Genomic DNA, 17925 nt, shown 5'->3' with positions numbered 1-17925 from the left:
GCCGGAGGGGTGGGGGTGCCAGACGTAAAGCGAAGCAGTCTGGCACCCCCACCCCGCAGGCCCGTCACCGCACCCCGACAGCACCGCGCAGCGGACCCATCGGCTCGCCCCGCCTCGCGCAAGCGGACCGGCGCCGCAAGGCGCAAAGACAGCACCCCCACGGTGGGACAGACGGCAACGTGGGCCGCAGCCGGCCGCAGGTACTAGCGTTCGCTGTCGAGGTGGGCCATCTGGTTCTCCGGGTACCGGGCGCCTGACGCCGCCCCGGCGGGAACGACTCGTTCGATGGCGGTGAGGTCGGCGGGGGTGAGGGTGACGTCGAGGGCGCGGAGCGCCTCCGTGAGGCGGTCGCGGCGGCGGGCGCCGATGAGGGGGACGATGTCGGTGCCGCGGGAGAGGACCCAGGCGATGGCGGTCTGGGCGACCGTGATCCCCTTTTCGTCGGCGATCTTGCGGAGGGCGTCGACGAGGTCGAGGTTGCGGTCGAGGTTGTCGCCCTGGAAGCGGGGGGACATGCCGCGGAAGTCGTTGGCGGCCAGCTTGCGGTCGCGGGCGAAGTGGCCGCTGATCAGGCCGCGGGAGAGCACTCCGTAGGCGGTGATGCCGATGCCCAGCTCGCGGGCGGTGGGCAGGATCGCGTCCTCGACGCCGCGGGAGAGCAGGGAGTACTCGATCTGGAGGTCGGAGATCGGGGCGACGGCGGCGGCCCGGCGGAGGGTGTCCGCGCCGACCTCGGAGAGGCCGATGTGGCGGACGTGGCCGGCCTCGACCAACTCGGCGATGGCGCCGACGGTCTCCTCGATCGGGACGTCGGGGTCGACGCGGGCGATGCGGTAGACGTCGATGTGGTCGGTGCCCAGCCGCTGGAGGGAGTACGCGGCGAAGTTCTTCACCGCGGCGGGGCGGCCGTCGTAGCCGCTGAAGCCGCCCTCGACGGTGCGCAGGGCGCCGAACTTCACGCTGAGCAGGGCCTTTTCGCGGGCGGCGGCGGGGGCGGTGCGGAGCGCCTCGTTGATCAGCAGCTCGTTGTGGCCCATGCCGTAGAAGTCGCCGGTGTCGAGGAGGGTGATGCCCGCTTCGAGGGCGGCGTGAAGGGTGGCGAGGGATTCGGCGCGGTCCGCGTCGCCGTAGAGGGCGGACATGCCCATGCAGCCGAGGCCGAGGGCGGAGGTCTGCGGGCCGGTGGTGCCGAGGGTGCGGGTCTGCACGTCGTGCTCCTGGGGTGGAAGGGGTGGGGAGGGGCGACGGCGGGTGTGGTCGCCCGTCGTCGCCGCATCCACCTTCGCATGACGGCTGACAGATTTCAATATTTGTCATTCGTGAGGGTGAGGGCCCCCGTCCCGCCCCAGGTCAGCGCATGGTGCGGGGGAGGCGGAGGCCGAGGAGGGTGGTGCCCACGACGATGGCCAGCTGGGTCAGCAGGGCGGCGAGGAACCCGTCTCGGATGCCGGCCGAGGGGAGCAGGGCGAGGAAGAGCGTGCCGAGCGTCGCCACGCCCAGGGCCAGGCCCGACTGCTGGGTGGTGACCATGACGCCGCCGCCCACCCCGGCCTGGGTGACCGGCAGTTCGCTCAGCACGATCCGCAGCAGCACCGGCAGCACCAGGCCCTGACCGAGGCCCAGCACCGCCATGCTCGGGGCGAGCGCCGCGACCGGGACGGTGGGCCAGCCCGCGTGCACGGTCAGGGCCAGGGCGACGAGCCCGGTCCCCTGGATCACCGAGCCGGTGATGATCACCTTGCGCCCGAAGCGGTGCACCAGACGGGGGCCGGCCAGCGACGCCAGGAAGTAGGCGACGCAGAGCGGGAAGAGGGACATGCCCGCGGCCAACGGCCCGTAGTGCAGCCCGCTTTGGAGGGCGACCGCGATCACGAACATGAAGCCGCCGAAGCCCACCGAGAACGGCACGATCATGGTCAGCCCGCTGCGGACGGACGGGATGCGCAGGAGCGAGGGCGGGATCAGCGGCGTGCGCCCGGTGCGCTCCGCGCGGCGCTCCACCAGCAGGAACGCCCCGGCGGCGAACGGGAAGAGGGCCAGCAGCAGCCAGGACCACAGGGGCCAGCCGGCGGCACGGCCCTCGGTCAGCGGCAGCAGCAGGGCGACCATCGAGACGGCGAGCAGCGCGGTGCCGGGGATGTCCACCCGGCTGGGGTGCGGGGAGCGGCTCTCGGGCACCGTACGGGCCGCGAGCAGCAGGGCGACGGCGGCGATCGGGACGTTCACCAGGAACACCGCGCGCCAGCCGCTGCCCGCCAGGTCCACCGTGACCAGCAGCCCGCCGAGCACCTGGCCGAGGGCGCTGGAGACCCCGGCCGTGCCGCCGTACAGGCTGACCGCCCTGGCGCGCCGGCTGCCGGTCGTGGCGGCCTGGATGGTGGCCAGCACCTGCGGCAGCAGCAGCGCAGCGGCCGCGCCCTGGGCGACCCGGGCGGCCACCAGCGTCCAGGCGTCCGGGGCCAACCCGCAGGCCAGCGACGTCAGTCCGAACGCGGCCAGCCCCCACAGGAACAGCCGGCGCCGGCCCACCATGTCGCCGAGCCGGCCGCCGAGCACCAGCAGCGTGGCGTAGGCGACGCCGTAGCCGGCCACGATCATCTCCAGCGTCGCCGGGTCGGCGTGCAGATCGCGGTCGATGGTCGGCAGGGCGACGTTGACGATGAAGAAGTCGATCATCGGGAGGGCCGCGCCCAGGAGGACGGTCAGCAGGCCCAGCGGGGTCAGCAGCGGGGCGGCCGGCGGACGTGGGCGGGCGGCGGTGGACGGGGTATCCGGGACGACGGTGGCTATCGGGGTTTCGCTCACGGGAACGAGAATCCCGCCCCGCTCAGACGGGTACCAGAGTGTCCTTATCCTGGTATCAGTGCTACCTGGCAACCGGCTGCGGGCTGCGGCACGCTGGACGCATGACCGTGGATGCGAGCGTAGACGCGACGGGGGCCGGCGGGGCGGCCCGGCCTGGTGTGAAGGCGCCGCGTACGACGAGCGCGGCGGGGACGGCGCCGCGGCGCGGTGCCGGGCACCGCGCCGACGACGCGGTCCGGCGGGCGGAGTTGGCCGCCTTCCTGCGCAGCCGGCGCGAGCGGATCACCCCCGAGCAGGTCGGACTGCCGCGCGGCAGCCGCCGCCGCACCCCGGGCCTGCGCCGCGAGGAGGTCGCCCAACTCGGCGCCGTGGGCGTCACTTGGTACACGTGGTTGGAGCAGGCGAGGGACATCCATGTCTCGCCCCAGGTGTTGGACGCGGTCGCCCGGGCCCTCCAACTGGACCGCGCCGAGCGCAGCCACCTCTTCGCGCTGGCCGGGGCGGTCGACCCGTTGCCGGGCAAGGAGTGCACCGGCATCCCCCGGGCGCTGCGCGAGGTCCTGGACCAACTGGCGCCGTATCCGGCCGTCATCCAGAACAGCCGGTTCGACATCCTCGCCTACAACCGCGCCTACGGGCAGCTCATGTGCGACCTGGACGCGCTGCCCGAAGAGGACCGCAACTGCCTGTGGTTGGCCTTCACCCACCCCGGGTGGCGGGCCAGCCTGGTCGACTGGGAGGCCACGGTCCGGACCATGACCGCCAAGTTCCGCGCCTCGATGGCCGAGCACCTCGCCGAGCCGGGCTGGAAGGCGCTGGTGGCCCGGCTGACGGAGGCGTCGCCGGAGTTCCGCGGGATATGGGCGCAGCACGAGGTCGAGCGCACCACCAGCGCGGTCAAGGTCTTCCGGCACCCGGTCGTCGGCATCCTCCAACTGACCAGTACCAACCTGTGGTTGGGGCCCAACCACGGCTCGAAGATGCTCAGCTACACCCCGGTCGACGAGGTGACCCGGGAGCGGCTGGGGGAGCTGGACGCGCTGGCGCGCAGGGCGACGGGGGCGGTGGCCGGGGCGGCGGTCGACCGGGCGGCCGTGGCGCTGGCGCCGTAGCGCGCTCCCGGGCGACCGGTGCGGTGCCGAGCCGGTGCCGTGACGAACTGTGCCGTTACGAGCCGGCGCGCGCCCGGCTGTGGTCCGGGGCGGTCCCGTCCTCGAAGAGGGCCGCGGTGTGCTCGGCGGTGGTGCGGGCCCAGCGGCCGGTGGTGAGGGCGCCGAGCAGGAAGATGGCGCCGCCGCAGCCGACGATGATCCACCAGGCCGGGTGGGCGGCGGCCAGGAACTCGGGGCGGCTGGCGCCGAAGTGCGCCCCGCCCGCCAGGACGGCGCCGAACACCGCGACCCCCAGGGACTGCCCGACCTGCCGGCTGGTGGAGGCCACGGCCGCCGCGACGCCCGCCTGGGAGCGCGGCATGCCGGACACCGCGGTGTTGGTGATCGGGGCGTTGACCAGGCCGAAGCCGATGCCGAAGAGGACGTACCCGGTGAGCAGCAGGCCGGTCCCCGACTCGGTGTTGAAGGCCGCGAGGAGGGCGCCGCTGAGCGCCATGGCGCAGCCGGCCAGCAGCAGCGGCAGCCGTGGCCCGCGGCCGGCGACCAGCCGCCCGGACAGCGGCGCGCAGACCAGCGTCATGCCGGCCATGGGGATCATGTAGAGGCCGGCGTCCAGGGCGGACAGACCGCGGATGTTCTGCAGGTAGAGGGTGTTGACGAACAGGAAGCCGCCGAGCGCGGCGAAGGCGCAGACCGCTATCACGGTGGCGCCGGCGAACGGCGCGCTGTGGAAGAACCGCAGGTCGATCAGCGGCTCCCGGCGCCGCCGCTCGTAGCCGATCAGGGTGACCAGCGAGACCAGCGCCACCATCACGAACCCCAGGATCTCTGCCGAGGCCCAACCGGTCGACGGGGCCTCGATGATCGCGTACGTCAGCGAGCCGAGGAGCGTGATCACCAGCAGTTGGCCGACCGGGTCGACCCGGCGCGGCCGGGGCGCGCGGGACTCCGGTACGTAGCGGAGGGTGAGGAAGAGCGCCAGCGCGCCGATCGGGACGTTGATCCAGAAGATCGAGCGCCAGCCGACGTTCTGCACCAACAGCCCGCCGATCACCGGCCCGGCGGCCATGCTGATGCCGACCACCCCGCCCCACACCCCGATGGCGCGGGCCCGCTCCCGGGGGTCGGTGAAGGTGTTGGTGATGATCGACATCGCGACGGGGTTGAGCATCGAGCCGCCGACCGCCTGCACCATCCGGAACACCACCAGCCACCCCAGGTCGGGCGCCAGGCTGCACAGCAGCGAGCCGAACGCGAAGACCACCAGGCCGGCCGTGAAGACCCGGCGCCGGCCGAGCCGGTCCGCGGTCGAGCCGGAGAGCATCAGCAGCGAGGCCAGCACCAGGGTGTAGGCGTCGATGGTCCACTGCATCCCGGAGACCGACGCGTGCAGCTCGCGCTGCATCGAGGGCAGGGCCACGTTGAGGACGGTGTTGTCCAGGCTGACGATCAACAGGCTCATGCAGCAGATCGCCAGGACGAGCAGACGCCGCCGACGGCTGAGGTCAGGCATGGTTGAACGCTACAACGATCCGGTCCGTTCGGCCCCCGGCGGGGCCTCCGATCCAGTGCGGGACAATGGGGTGCATGAGTTCGCTGCAGATCGGCCCGCACGCGGTGCAGCCCCCCGTGGTGCTGGCCCCCATGGCCGGGATCACCAACGCCCCGTTCCGGACGCTGTGCCGGGAGTTCAGCGGAGGCAAGGGCCTCTTCGTCAGCGAGATGATCACCACTCGGGCGCTGGTCGAGCGCAACGAGAAGACCATGCAGCTCATCCACTTCGACGCCAGCGAGCGCCCGCGGTCGATCCAGCTCTACGGCGTGGACCCGGTCACCGTCGGCAAGGCCGTCCGCATGATCGTCGAAGAGGACCTGGCCGACCACATCGACCTCAACTTCGGCTGCCCGGTCCCCAAGGTGACCCGCAAGGGCGGCGGCTCCGCCCTGCCGTACAAGCGGCCGCTGCTGCGCGCCATCCTCCGCGAGGCGGTCAGCGGCGCCGGTGCGCTGCCGGTGACGATCAAGATGCGCAAGGGCATCAACGACGACCACCTCACCTACCTCGACGCCGGCCGGATCGCCGTCGAGGAGGGCGTCACCGCCGTCGCCCTGCACGGCCGCACCACCGCCCAGCACTACGGCGGCACCGCCGACTGGGACGCCATCGCGCGGCTCAAGGAGCACGTCCCGGAGATCCCGGTGCTCGGCAACGGCGACATCTGGTCGGCGGACGACGCGGTGCGGATGATGCGCCAGACCGGCTGCGACGGCGTGGTGGTCGGCCGCGGCTGCCTGGGCCGCCCCTGGCTCTTCGGCGATCTGGTCGCCGCCTTCGAGGGCGGCGGCGCACCCGCGGCCCCCGGCCTGCGCGAGGTCGCGGACGTCATGGTGCGGCACGCCACCCTGCTCGGCGAGTGGCTGGGCGACGAGGCCCGCGGCGTGATCGACTTCCGCAAGCACGTCGCCTGGTACCTCAAGGGCTTCTCGGTCGGCTCCGAGATGCGCAAGCGGCTGGCGATCAGCTCGTCGCTGGCCGAGCTGGCGGAGGGGCTGCACGAGCTCGACCTCGACCAGCCGTGGCCGGCCGGCGCCGACGGCCCGCGCGGCCGGACCTCCGGCAACAACCGCGTGGTGCTGCCGGACGGTTGGCTCCAGGACCCCTACGACTGCGCCGGCGTCGGCGAGGACGCCGAACTGGACACCTCCGGCGGCTGACCGCACCGGCCGCCTCGCCTTATCAACTCCCCGTAACGGGAGAGCAGTTCACCGGCCGCAAAGTCGATCCCGAACGCGGTCCCGATACCGATAGCGCCGAACTCGGTCCCGATACCGATGCTGATCCCCGTATGGGTATCGGGACGCCGCATTGCCGTATCCGTATCCGGGTCCGTATCCGCGGTCGGTAGTCCGCGCCGCCATGAACGGCTCGCGCGGAACGGTCGGAATGATCCGTACCCGGAACAACTCGCACCCCCGGAAGGGGAATTCCGAATACCGCGCGGAATGGCTCGCCGGCGGTCGCGGAACGGCGCGAAACCATCCGGTACGGCGCGCCGCGCGGGAAAGCCGCGGCCGAGAAAGAAAAGGCGCGGACCGCGGAACCGGAATTCGTGCGCGGGGCGCGGGAAGGAAGCCCCGAGCCCACCCGCGCGCGCCGTCGCGCCCCGCCGTCTTCCGGGCGGGCCCGTCGGGCGGCACCATACGGCACCGGGGAACCGGCACGCGCGGACCCCGAACGCACCGTCCAGCGCGGGCCGTTGGGCCCGCGGCACGGAAGGGAAGTGACGGCGATGCGCGCCCTGGTCATCGCGCACGATCACCTGTCCACCGCCGGCCACGTCGGCGAGCGGCTGGCCGAACGGGGCTACCGGCTCGACGAACTGCTGGTCGTCCCCGCCGGCCGGTATACGACTTTGGACGTCGAGGTGGCGTTTCCGCCGGCGACGAACTATGGCCTGATACTGGCGCTCGGCGCCCCGTGGTCGGTGACCCGCCGCAACGCCTGGATCGAGGCGGAACTGGCCCTGTTGCGCACCGCCCACGCCGCCGGGGTCCCGGTGCTCGGCATCTGCTTCGGCGGGCAGGCGCTGGCCGCCGCGCTGGGCGGGGAGGTGGCGCCGGCGCCCCGCTTCGAGCTGGGCTGGCGCCGGATAGCCACCGACGCCCCCGAACTGGTCGGCCCCGGGCCGTGGTTCCAGTTCCACGGGGACCGCTGGCGGCCGCCGCCCGGCGCCCGCGAGCTGGCCCGCAACGAGGTCGCGTCCCAGGCGTTCGTCTGTGGGCGGTCGTTGGGCGTGCAGTTCCACCCGGAAGTGACGCCCGAGGTGCTGCGGGCCTGGTTCGCCGGGGTCGATCCGAGGCTCCCGGCCCGGGTGGGCGTCGATCCGGAGCGGCTGGTGGCCGAATTGCGGGCGGAGCTGCCCGCCGTACGGGAGCGGGCCCGGGTTCTGGTCGATGCGTTCCTTGATCGCGTCGCCACGGCGGGTCCAAATGACGGGACCGCCGCACACATGAGCGCGTGATTCTCGCCACCCCTGATAGGGGTTGCGCTCAGATGAGCGCTACCGGGTGGGCTCCATCTCTCGCATAGGTGGCACCGGGTGCCAATCCTCTTGCGTTCAACCCATCAAGCGAATGGGTGCAGTGTGTAGTGCCTCGGTCGCCTGTGACTGCGGAGCGCAGTCATGCATTCAGGTAGTAAACGATGGTCGAAATGCATGATCACTTTCGATCTGCTGGCTGACGCCGGGTTACGCACGTATGTCGACCAAGTGGACGTACCCATACGCCTTCGATCTGGGTATGTTCCTCGCCGTCAGGGCAGCCCGTCGGCGAGGAGTCAGAGCCGTGCCGGAAACACAAGATCCCCACGTCAGCCAGTCTTCCTCCGTGAAGTTCGTCTACGACTTCACCGAGGGGAACAAGGACCTCAAGGACCTCCTCGGTGGCAAGGGCGCCAACCTCGCGGAGATGACCAACCTGGGACTTCCCGTCCCGCCCGGCTTCACGATCACCACCGAAGCCTGCAAGGTCTACCTGGAGAGCGGCAGCGAGCCGGCGGCACTGCGTGCCGAGGTCTCCGAGCACCTCGACGCCCTTGAGCGGACGATGGAGAAGAAGCTGGGGCAGGCCGACGACCCCCTGCTGGTATCGGTGCGATCCGGGGCGAAATTCTCCATGCCCGGCATGATGGACACCGTCCTGAACATCGGCCTCTCCGACGCGTCGGTTTCCGGCCTCGCCGCGCAGGCGGGCGACGAGCGGTTCGCCTGGGACTCCTACCGGCGCCTGATCCAGATGTTCGGCAAGACCGTGCTGGGCGTCGACGGCGAGCTCTTCGAGGAGGCGCTGGAGGAGGCCAAGCACGCCAAGGGCGTCACCGTCGACGTGGACCTCGACGCCGCCGATCTGCGGGAACTGGTCGGCCAGTTCAAGCAGATCGTCACCAAGGAGACCGGCCGGGAGTTCCCGCAGGACCCGCGCGAGCAGATGGACCTCGCGGTCCGCGCGGTCTTCGAATCCTGGAACACCGACCGCGCCAAGCTCTACCGCCGTCAGGAGCGCATCCCCGGCGACCTCGGCACCGCGGTCAACGTCTGCTCCATGGTCTTCGGCAACCTCGGCCCCGACTCCGGCACCGGCGTCGCCTTCACCCGCGACCCGGCCAGCGGCCACCAGGGCGTCTACGGCGACTACCTGCAGAACGCGCAGGGCGAGGACGTCGTCGCCGGCATCCGCAACACCGTGCCGCTCGCCGAGCTGGAGTCGATCGACAAGGCGTCGTACGACGAGCTGATGCGGATCATGGAGACGCTCGAAACGCACTACAAGGACCTGTGCGACATCGAGTTCACCATCGAGCGCGGCAAGCTGTGGATGCTCCAGACCCGGGTCGGCAAGCGCACCGCCGGCGCCGCCTTCCGGATCGCCACCCAGCTCGTCGACCAGGGCCTGATCGACGAGGCCGAGGCCCTCCAGCGGGTCACCGGCGCGCAGTTGGCGCAGCTGATGTTCCCCCGCTTCGACCTCGACGCGCAGTCCGAGCTGATCGGCCGCGGCATCGCCGCCTCCCCGGGCGCGGCGGTCGGCAAGGCCGTCTTCGACTCCTACACCGCCGTCAAGTGGTCGCGCTCCGGCGAGAAGGTCATCCTGATCCGCCGCGAGACCAACCCCGACGACCTCAACGGCATGATCGCGGCCGAGGGCATCCTCACCTCCCGCGGCGGCAAGACCTCGCACGCCGCCGTCGTCGCCCGCGGCATGGGCAAGACCTGCGTCTGCGGCGCGGAGGAGCTCCAGGTCGACACCAAGACCCGCCGGCTGACCACCTCCGACGGCACCGTCATCGAGGAGGGCGACGTCGTCTCCATCGACGGCTCCACCGGCAAGGTCTACGCCGGCGAGGTCCCGGTCGTGCCGTCCCCGGTCGTGGAGTACTTCGAGGGCCGGATGCACGCCGGCGCCGACGACGCCGACGAACTGGTGCAGGCCGTGCACCGGATCATGGCCTACGCGGACCGGGTCCGCCGACTGCGGGTCCGGGCCAACGCCGACAACGCCGAGGACGCCGCCCGCGCCCGCCGGTTCGGCGCCCAGGGCATCGGCCTGTGCCGCACCGAGCACATGTTCCTCGGCGAGCGCCGGGAGATGGTCGAGCGGCTGATCCTGGCCGACACCGATGCCGACAAGGACGCCGCCCTCGCCGAGCTGCTGCCGCTCCAGAAGGCCGACTTCATCGAGCTGTTCGAGGCGATGGACGGCCTGCCCGTCACCGTCCGGCTGCTCGACCCGCCGCTGCACGAGTTCCTGCCCGACATCACCGACCTCTCGGTCCGGGTCGCGCTCGCCGAGGCCCGCCACGAGAAGCACGAGAACGACCTCCGCCTCCTCCAGGCCGTGCACAAGCTGCACGAGCAGAACCCGATGCTGGGCCTGCGCGGCGTCCGCCTCGGCCTGGTCATCCCCGGCCTGTTCGCCATGCAGGTGCGGGCCATCGCGGAGGCCGCGGCCGAGCGGAAGAACGCCAAGGGCGACCCGCGCGCGGAGATCATGATCCCGCTGGTCGGCACCGTCCAGGAGCTGGAGATCGTCCGTGACGAGGCCGAGCAGGTCATCGCCGAGGTCGAGAAGGCCCGCGGGGTCAGCCTCAAGCTCACCCTCGGCACCATGATCGAGCTGCCCCGGGCCGCGCTGACGGCCGGCCAGATCGCCGAGTCCGCCGACTTCTTCTCCTTCGGCACCAACGACCTCACCCAGACCGTCTGGGGCTTCTCCCGCGACGACGTGGAGGCCAGCTTCTTCACCGCCTACCTGGAGAAGGGCATCTTCGGCGTCAGCCCGTTCGAGACCATCGACCGGGACGGCGTGGGCTCCCTGGTCCGCAGCGCCGCGGCGGCCGGCCGGGCCACCCGCCCCGACCTCAAGCTGGGCGTCTGCGGCGAGCACGGCGGCGACCCGGACTCGGTCCACTTCTTCCACGAGGTCGGCCTGGACTACGTCTCCTGCTCGCCGTTCCGCATCCCGGTCGCACGGCTGGAGGCGGGCCGCGCGGCGGCCGAGTCCAAGGGCAGCGACAGCCGCTGACCGACGGGGCCACCGCGCCCCCACCGAACCCCCGGAACCGGCGGCGGGCAGCCCTGGACCCTCAACGCCCGTCGCCACTCCGGTACCCGCCGAGGGCGGCACCTTGTGCGGAGGTGCCGCCCTCGGCCCCGTGCGCGCCCGTGGCCCGCGCCGGCCGCCGTCAGGCGCCGCGCACCGCGCCCGCCGGCCAGATCACCTCGACCGGCAGGCCCGCCGCGCGGGCCTGGAGGACGGCGTCCGCGGTGCCACCGCCCCTGCCGGTGGGGGGAGTTCCGTCCCAGACGGCCACCAGGCGGTCGGCGCGCCGGAGCAGCTCGCCGTTGGCGGCCTCGTACGCCCGCCGGTCGGCGGTGGCGTAGGGCATGGTGACGACCTCGGCGACGGCGGCGAGGCGGTCGAAGGCGGGGGCGTGGTCGGGGCGGACCTTGGCCGTCCGGTAGTCGCGGGACGGCAGGACGACGACGAGCCGGCCGCCGGCCGCCACCACGGCCTGTGCGAACAGGGTGTCGGCGCCGCGGGCGAGGCAGGTGACGCCGACCAGTTTCCGGTCGGTGTGTGCGTGCAGCAGCTCAGCCAGGGCGTCCTGGACCAGACGCGCGGTGCGGCCCGTCAGGTCCAGGTGTCCGGTCACGGCGAGGGTGGTCATGGCGGCTTCTCTCGGGCGGTCGGGGCCGTGCGGGGCGGGCCCCGGGGCTACGCCGACGACCGTATACGGCCAACGGCCGGTGCTGTAGGGCAAGTTGACGCACGGCGAAGGCGGCACCTGTGCGCACAGGTGCCGCCTTCGCTTTCTCCGGACTCCCCCCTCGGGAGCTGCCGTCCTCCCAGTCGGCGTGGGAGGCGGCCTCCAACGGACGCCGCGGGGCCGGTTGTTTGCCCATCACCCCCCACGGGATCGAGCAATCCGGGCCGTGCGCACCGCCGTTGAATTGCCTCCAGCATTCACCGCAGGCAGGGCCCCGCGCGACCCTTTTCAAGTCTGGCCAAAAGGGCATGGTGACCGCACGTGGCGGCGTGCATACTCAGGCGTGCCGGGGGCCCAGGGAGATAACCAAAGAGTGGGGGTTCAGTGTTACGCGTCCATTTCAGTGGACTCGATCTGGCCCGCGTGCGGATTGCCGCACGCCCCGATGCGCTGTGGGAGACGGTCTTAAGTTTTCACCGACTTCGCGATCGGCGCGACGATTCCACGTTCGGCGGTTGGCGATCGGAAACCCGCGGAAGGTTGAATGGCGAAACGCGTCTGCTGGCACCGCTGGTGCCCAGCCGCGGCTATTTCCCGGATTTCCTGACGCCCGCGGAGGGCCTGCTCGGCATGGACGAGGCGCTCGCCGCGCTGCGCGAGACGCCCGCCGGCCGGCTGCACGACGAGCTCGTCCGGCTCACGCCGGTCGCCGGCCGTCCGCTGCCCGCCTGGATACGCGCCATGGCCGACGGCGAGACCCGGGCGCTGGGCCGGCTCGCCGGGATACTGCAGAGCTACTACGCCGCCGCCGTCGCCCCCTACTGGCACCGCGTCCAGAGCCGCATAGAGGCCGACCGGGCGGCCCGCGGCCGGGCCCTCCTGGACGGCGGCGCGGACCGGCTGTTGGCGTCGCTGCCCCCGATGATGCGCTGGCGCCCGCCCGTCCTGGAGGCCGACTACCCGGTCGACCGGGACCTCCACCTGGGCGGCCGGGGGCTGCTCCTGCTGCCCTCGTACTTCTGCCGCCGCACCCCGGTCACCTTCTACAACCCCGACCTGACGCCCGTCCTGGTCTACCCGGTCGAGCACCCGGCGCCCCGGCTCACCCGGCCCGCCCCGCCGGACCGTTCGCTGGGCCGCCTGGTGGGCCAGACCCGCTCGGCGATCCTGCACGGCATCGGCGTCGGCTGCACCACCAGCGAACTCGCCCGCCGGGTCGACGTCTCGCTGGCCTCCGCCAGCCAGCACGCCACCGTCCTGCGGGACGCCGGCCTGCTCTCCACGCTGCGCCAGGGCAACGCCGTGCTGCACACCCTGACGCCGCTGGGCGCCGCACTGCTGCGCGGCGCCCGCCTTGATGGGACGACGGCCTTCGAGCGGTGAGCCCCGACGCGGGCCCGGGACCCGGCCCGGGGGCCGTGGATCACCCCGCGCCTAGAACGGCCGGTCCCCGGCGATCGCCACCCGCTCGGCCACCCGCCGCCGCGCCCCGTAGTCGAAGACCGCGTAGTGCTGGGTGGCGCGGTTGTCCCAGAACGCCACGTCGCCGGCCCGCCAACGGAACCGCACCTGGAACTCCGGCACGTGCGCCTGCTGGAACAGCAACCGCAGCAGCCGATCGCTCTCCTCCTCCGGCAGGCCCACGATCCGGGTGGTGAACGAGGCGTTGACGAACAGCGTCCGCCGCCCGGTCTCCGGGTGCCGGCGCACCACCGGATGGACAACCGGCGGGAACTCATCCTGGAATGGCGCAAGTTGAGTGGCGGAGTAGAAACGGGAGAACCCCGGGAGATAGTCGTGCACCGCCCGGGCCCCGTCGATCCGCTCCCGGATTTCCGGCGGCAAATTGTCGTACGCCGCCGCCATATCGGCCCACATGGTGTCCCCGCCCGCCTCCGGCACCTCGCGCAGCTGCAACACCGCACCCATCGCCGGCCGCTCGCGGAAGGTTACGTCCGTGTGCCATACGTTCTCGAACGTCGGCACACCACCGGCCGTCTTGTCAAACCGCACCACCTCCTTCGCGTCCCCCGGGGCGAGTAGCGGGTTGGTCTCCAACTCCCCCCAATGGAAGGCGAATTGACGCTGTGCGGCCGAGCTGAGGTGCTGGTCGCGGAAGAACAGCACCTTCCACTCCAGCAGCGCCCGGTTCAGCTCCGCCCGCAGCGCCGGGGGCAGTGGGCGGGCCAGATCCAGTCCCCTGATCTCCGCCCCGATGGTCGCGGCCAGCGGCACCACCTCGAACAGCTCGTAGGGGCGGTCCGGCCAGTCGTCCGGGGTGCGGCGCAGGATCCGGCGGCCCTCGTGGAGGCCGTCGGCGGGGATGCGGTGCGGGCGCAGGGCGGGGGCGTCGGCGGCGTCGAGGGTCGTCAACGGGTCCTCCTTCGGGCCGAGTTGGGGAAGGGGAGAAGGGTGGGAAAGGAGAGGAGGGTGCGGCGGTCGGGCGGCGGAACGGGGCGCGCGGGCGTCCGGCGGGAGTGCCGCGGGTTTCAGACGCCCGGACAGTGGGCCGGCGGGGGCGAGCCCACCCGGCCGCGGCGGCGCAGGAAGCTCAGGCCGCGGGGTGCGCACGCGCCGTGGGGGCCGCGGTCGCGCGGCGCCGCCTCACGGACGATCGGGTGCGTGCACATGGCACGCACCGTACCCCATCCGCGGCCCGGTGCCCACGGGTTCGGGACACCGGGCCACCGGGCCCGCCCGGTTGCGCGGGGTGGACGGGCGCCGGCTCAGTCGTCGATGCCGCTGCGCTCCACGCCCGCCACGATGTACCGCTGGAGCAGCAGGAACACCACCACCAGCGGGACGATCGAGACGCCCGCGGCCACGAACAGCTCGTGCAGATTGAGGTTCTGCGCGGTGGTGAACGTGGAGAGCGCCACCTGCACCGTCCAGGCCGACTGGTCCTGGCCGATCACCAGCGGCCACAGGAAGGAGTTCCACGCCCCGATGAAGACGATGGTGCCGACCGCCGCGAACACCGGCCGGGCGTTGGGCACCACGATCCGCCAGTACGTCCGCCAGTACCCCAGGCCGTCCACCCGCGCCGCGTCCTCCAACTCCTTGGGGAAGCCCAGGAAGTACTGGCGGAACACGAAGCAGGCGAAGGCGCTGAACAGGGTCGGGATGACCAGCCCGCGGAGGGTGGAGATCCAGCCGAGTGTGGAGACCAACACGAAGCTGGGGACGAAGGTCACCGCCGCCGGGACCATCAGCGTGCCCAGGATGGCGTAGAAGACCACTGAGGCGTACCGGTAGGGGATGCGGGCCAGGCCATAGCCGGCCATCGAGGCCAGCACCACCGTGCCGACGGTCGTCGACACCGCGATCACCGCGGAGTTGACCAGCGCCCGGGCCAGCGGAAGATCCGGGTCCGCGAACACCTCGGTCAGGTTCGACCAGTGCACGGTGCGCGGGAGGAACGTCCAGTCGGGCGCGGTGATGTCGGACTCGCTCGCCAGGCCGTTGCGGACCAGCAGAGAGAACGGGACGAGGAACAGCAGCGCCAGCGCCACCAACAGCACCACGCGCAGCGCCCGTCCGGCCCGGGTCAGGGCATCGTGCACGGCGTCTCACTCCTCCTTGCGGCCGAGTCCGAACCAGCGGGCCTGGCCCACCGTCGCCACCGCGATGATCACGGCCAGGATCACCGCGCCCGCACTGCCCAGCCCGAGGTTCTGGTCCCGGCCGAGCGCGGTGTAGTAGAGGTACACCAGCGGTGGGCGGGCGTACGGGGGGTAACCGCGGGCGTCGCTCAGCAGGTTGTAGAACTCGTCGAACGCCTGGAAGGAGTTGATGACCAGGAGCAGCAGCACCGCCACCGAGGTGGCCCGCAGCTGCGGGAAGGTGAGGTGCCGGAAGACCTGCCAGCCCGGCCGGGCCCCGTCCACCGCCGCGGCCTCGTACAACTGCGGGGAGATCCGCTGGAGTCCGGCCAGGAAGAGGATCATGTAGAAGCCGGCCTGGAGCCAGAGCCGCACGGTCACGATCACCAGCCAGTACCAGGGCGGGCTGGTGGTGGACAGCCACGCCACCTGGTCGATCCCGAACCAGCCGAGCACCGTGTTCGCCAGCCCGAAGCGCACCCCGTTGAACAGCGACAGCTTCCAGATCAGCGACGCCACGACGTACGAGCACGCGGTCGGCAGGAAGAACACCGAGCGGAAGAACGCGCGGGCCACCCGCAGCCGGTTGACCATCAGCGCCAGCGCGAGCGACAGCGCGAAGGTGGCCGGCACGATGAACGCGGTGAACAGCAGGAAGGTGCCCAGGCTGCCGAGGAACGCGTCGTCGCCCAGCATCGCGACGTAGTTGTCCAGGCCGATGAAGTGCGTCGGGTTCACCGTGTTGTGCGCGTCGAAGAAGCTCAGGTAGACGCTCCACGCCAGCGGTACGTAGGTGAACAGGCCCAGCCCGACCGCGAACGGCCCGACGAACACCCAGAACCACAGGTTCCGCCGCTGCGGGCCGAGCAGCCGGGCCGTCAGCGCGCTCACGTGTTCTTGACCCGGGTCAGCTCGGCCTCGACCTTCCGCAGCACCGCCCGCAACTCGGTCTCCGGATGCGCCCCGTCCTTGATGATCCGGCTGAGCGCGTCCTGGTAGGCGTTGCGGTCCGCGCTGGTCCACAACAGCGGCTCGGCGTAACCGTGTTCGGTCGCCAGTCGCACCGCCTCGGCCGCCGGCCCCTGCTGGAGCTGCCGGGCCCGCTTCGCCAGGGAGAGCCGGGCCGGGATGTGGAACCCGTAGGAGAGCGCGAAGTCCTGCTGGAAGTCGGTCCGGTCGATCCACAGCCACTTGGCGAACGCCTTGGCCGCCGCCGGGTGTGTGCTGCGGGCGCTCACCGCGGACGCGTACGCGCCCACCGGGACGGTCGGCTTCCCGTGCGGGCCGTCCTTCGGGAACGGCAGCACCCCGAAGTCGTCGCCCAGCGCCTTGGTGATCTGCGGCAGCGCCCACAGGCCCGACCACTGCATGGCGGTCAGCCCCTGGACGAAGGCCGCCGGGTCGGACCAGTCGGTGGGCGCGCCCAACAGCAGCGACCTGTCCGCGTACAGCTGCCGGATCTTCGCCAACACCCGGGCCGCGGCCGGGTCGTCGAACCCCGGCTTGCCGTCCTCGGTGATCAGGCTCAGCCCCGCGGCGGTCAGCGGTGTCCCGCTGAGCACCCCGACACCGCCGTCGTTGCCGAGGAACAGCCCCTTCACCTTGTCGGTGGTCAACTTCCCGGCGGCGTCCACCAGTTCGTCAACACTCTGCGGCGGCTGGACGCCGGCCTCTTCGAGCAGGCTCTTGCGGTAGTAGAGCACCTGGGTGTCGACGGTCTGCGGGATGCCCCAGATCCTGTCCCGCCAGATCTTCGGCGCCAGCACCGCCGGGTTGAAGTCGTCCTTCACCGGCGCGACGAGGTCGGTCAGGTCCGCCACCTGACCCCCCTGGATCTGCTCCAGCAGCGGCCCGTTGACCTCGAAGACGTCGGGGCCCGAGTCGGTGAGCAGCGCGGCGGCGGTCTGCCGGTCGTAGTCGCCCGGCCGCCACTGGACGCTGACGTTCGCCTTCTTGTACGCGGCGGCGTAGCGCCGCACCGCCTGTTGGGCGCCGGGTTCGCCGTACTGGTGGTACCACTGCGCCAGCGCCGGGCCCGAACCGGTGGTGTTGCGCCCGGTGTTGGTGCCGCAGGCCGTGGCCGTCGCGCCGGCCAGTGCGAGGCCGCCTGCGGCGGCGAGGAGCCGTCTTCTGCCGATCACCGTCATGGGACGTAACTTTGCCGGATCGGGGCCGTGCGAATCCCCACGTTGTGGGTTTGATCCCGACGGTGTGGCTTTGATCCCCACGTTGTTGGCTGTCCCGCCGTGCGGGTTGCCGTCTTTTCGCCTTCGGCGGAGGGCGGTGTAGGGCGGGGGCGCCTCGTTGCCGGTGGGTGGTGCCGGGTGCGGTCCTCCGGGGGCGGGTTTCCGGACTGCTTCGCTTTACGTCCGGAAACCCGCCCCCTCCGGCCCGCCCCCTCCCGTGAGTTGGGCGCCCCCGCCCGGTGGGCGGGGAGGGAAGAAGGGGCGGAGTGGGGTGCCGCTTGTGCCTCTTCCCTCACCGGGGCGGGGGCCGTTCACGTGTGGGAGGGGGCGGTGCCGGAGGGGTGGGTGTTCGGACGTCAAGCGAAGCAGTCCGAACACCCACCCCGGAGGCGCCGGACCCGGCACCCACCGCCCGGCGCCCGGCGGGGTCCCGCCCCAACAACCCCTCCGCC

At 72.0% G+C, this 17925-nt stretch carries 14 protein-coding genes; 5 read left to right on the top strand and 9 right to left on the bottom strand.

What is annotated here, in order from left to right; translation table 11 throughout:
* Nucleotides 1-203: 203 nt before the first annotated feature.
* Both ACIQU6_RS10455 and ACIQU6_RS10450 read right to left on the bottom strand, forming a co-directional pair.
* Complete coding sequence (locus ACIQU6_RS10455) at nt 204-1208, bottom strand: aldo/keto reductase (protein WP_403481232.1); 1005 nt, start codon at nt 1206-1208, stop codon at nt 204-206.
* Between the two features lie 142 nt (nt 1209-1350).
* Nucleotides 1351-2805 carry an MFS transporter gene (locus tag ACIQU6_RS10450; RefSeq protein WP_403481231.1) on the bottom strand — a complete coding sequence of 485 codons (1455 nt, stop codon included), beginning with the start codon at nt 2803-2805 and terminating at the stop codon, nt 1351-1353.
* A gap of 101 nt (nt 2806-2906) precedes the next feature.
* On the opposite strand from ACIQU6_RS10450, the gene ACIQU6_RS10445 reads away from it, so the two are divergent.
* Nucleotides 2907-3917, top strand: coding sequence for a helix-turn-helix transcriptional regulator (locus ACIQU6_RS10445; protein ID WP_403481230.1), 1011 nt, complete (start codon nt 2907-2909; stop codon nt 3915-3917).
* A 55-nt stretch (nt 3918-3972) separates the two neighbouring features.
* Here ACIQU6_RS10445 and ACIQU6_RS10440 read toward each other — a convergent pair whose 3' ends face one another.
* Nucleotides 3973-5430: an MFS transporter gene (locus ACIQU6_RS10440; RefSeq protein ID WP_403481229.1), complete on the bottom strand. Its 1458-nt coding sequence runs from the start codon at nt 5428-5430 to the stop codon at nt 3973-3975.
* 65 nt (nt 5431-5495) lie between these two features.
* On the opposite strand from ACIQU6_RS10440, the gene dusB reads away from it, so the two are divergent.
* The 3 genes from dusB (at nt 5496) to ppdK (ending at nt 11000) form a co-directional block, all read left to right on the top strand.
* The gene (dusB, locus tag ACIQU6_RS10435) at nt 5496-6632 is read left to right on the top strand and encodes a tRNA dihydrouridine synthase DusB (protein ID WP_403481228.1); all 1137 of its coding nucleotides are present in this window, start codon (nt 5496-5498) and stop codon (nt 6630-6632) included.
* Between the two features lie 575 nt (nt 6633-7207).
* A complete protein-coding gene (locus tag ACIQU6_RS10430; RefSeq protein ID WP_403481236.1) occupies nt 7208-7939 on the top strand; it encodes a type 1 glutamine amidotransferase in 732 nt (243 codons plus the stop codon).
* A 325-nt stretch (nt 7940-8264) separates the two neighbouring features.
* Nucleotides 8265-11000, top strand: a complete 2736-nt coding sequence (gene ppdK, locus ACIQU6_RS10425) for a pyruvate, phosphate dikinase (protein ID WP_403481227.1) — start codon at nt 8265-8267, stop codon at nt 10998-11000.
* A 160-nt stretch (nt 11001-11160) separates the two neighbouring features.
* Here ppdK and ACIQU6_RS10420 read toward each other — a convergent pair whose 3' ends face one another.
* Nucleotides 11161-11646, bottom strand: a complete 486-nt coding sequence (locus tag ACIQU6_RS10420) for a hypothetical protein (protein WP_403481226.1) — start codon at nt 11644-11646, stop codon at nt 11161-11163.
* A 579-nt stretch (nt 11647-12225) separates the two neighbouring features.
* Between ACIQU6_RS10420 and ACIQU6_RS10415 the strand changes: the two genes are divergently transcribed.
* Nucleotides 12226-13068 (top strand): ArsR/SmtB family transcription factor, encoded by an 843-nt coding sequence (locus tag ACIQU6_RS10415; protein ID WP_403481225.1) that lies wholly within the window; start codon nt 12226-12228, stop codon nt 13066-13068.
* A 51-nt stretch (nt 13069-13119) separates the two neighbouring features.
* Here ACIQU6_RS10415 and ACIQU6_RS10410 read toward each other — a convergent pair whose 3' ends face one another.
* From ACIQU6_RS10410 to ACIQU6_RS10390, 5 genes are all read right to left on the bottom strand, one after another.
* Nucleotides 13120-14058, bottom strand: a complete 939-nt coding sequence (locus ACIQU6_RS10410) for a TauD/TfdA dioxygenase family protein (RefSeq protein ID WP_403481224.1) — start codon at nt 14056-14058, stop codon at nt 13120-13122.
* 116 nt (nt 14059-14174) lie between these two features.
* The gene (locus ACIQU6_RS10405; protein ID WP_403481223.1) at nt 14175-14315 is read right to left on the bottom strand and encodes a hypothetical protein; all 141 of its coding nucleotides are present in this window, start codon (nt 14313-14315) and stop codon (nt 14175-14177) included.
* A 96-nt stretch (nt 14316-14411) separates the two neighbouring features.
* Nucleotides 14412-15248, bottom strand: coding sequence for a carbohydrate ABC transporter permease (locus tag ACIQU6_RS10400; RefSeq protein ID WP_403481222.1), 837 nt, complete (start codon nt 15246-15248; stop codon nt 14412-14414).
* Nucleotides 15249-15254: 6 nt separating this feature from the next.
* On the bottom strand, nt 15255-16178 hold the full coding sequence (locus tag ACIQU6_RS10395; RefSeq protein ID WP_403481221.1) for a carbohydrate ABC transporter permease: 924 nt from the start codon (nt 16176-16178) through the stop codon (nt 15255-15257).
* On the bottom strand, nt 16175-17434 hold the full coding sequence (locus ACIQU6_RS10390; protein ID WP_403481220.1) for an ABC transporter substrate-binding protein: 1260 nt from the start codon (nt 17432-17434) through the stop codon (nt 16175-16177). The genes ACIQU6_RS10395 and ACIQU6_RS10390 overlap by 4 nt, the downstream gene beginning before the upstream one ends.
* Nucleotides 17435-17925 lie beyond the last annotated feature (491 nt).

It is taken from the genome of Streptomyces sp. NPDC090442 (assembly GCF_044769405.1).
In the GTDB taxonomy this organism is placed as follows: Bacteria; Actinomycetota; Actinomycetes; order Streptomycetales; family Streptomycetaceae; genus Streptomyces.
Note: the sequence above shows the minus strand (reverse complement) of the source record. Positions and strands in the feature narration are given on the sequence as shown.

Excerpts from the sequence above, each read along its gene's own strand:
- ACIQU6_RS10445 (WP_403481230.1), top strand. The coding sequence starts at position 2,907 with ATGACCGTGGATGCGAGCGTAGACGCGACGGGGGCCGGCGGGGCGGCC.
- ACIQU6_RS10440 (WP_403481229.1), bottom strand. The coding sequence starts at position 5,430 with ATGCCTGACCTCAGCCGTCGGCGGCGTCTGCTCGTCCTGGCGATCTGC.
- dusB (WP_403481228.1), top strand. The coding sequence starts at position 5,496 with ATGGGGTGCATGAGTTCGCTGCAGATCGGCCCGCACGCGGTGCAGCCC.
- ACIQU6_RS10430 (WP_403481236.1), top strand. The coding sequence starts at position 7,208 with ATGCGCGCCCTGGTCATCGCGCACGATCACCTGTCCACCGCCGGCCAC.
- ACIQU6_RS10420 (WP_403481226.1), bottom strand. The coding sequence starts at position 11,646 with ATGACCACCCTCGCCGTGACCGGACACCTGGACCTGACGGGCCGCACC.
- ACIQU6_RS10405 (WP_403481223.1), bottom strand. The coding sequence starts at position 14,315 with ATGTGCACGCACCCGATCGTCCGTGAGGCGGCGCCGCGCGACCGCGGC.
- ACIQU6_RS10390 (WP_403481220.1), bottom strand. The coding sequence starts at position 17,434 with ATGACGGTGATCGGCAGAAGACGGCTCCTCGCCGCCGCAGGCGGCCTC.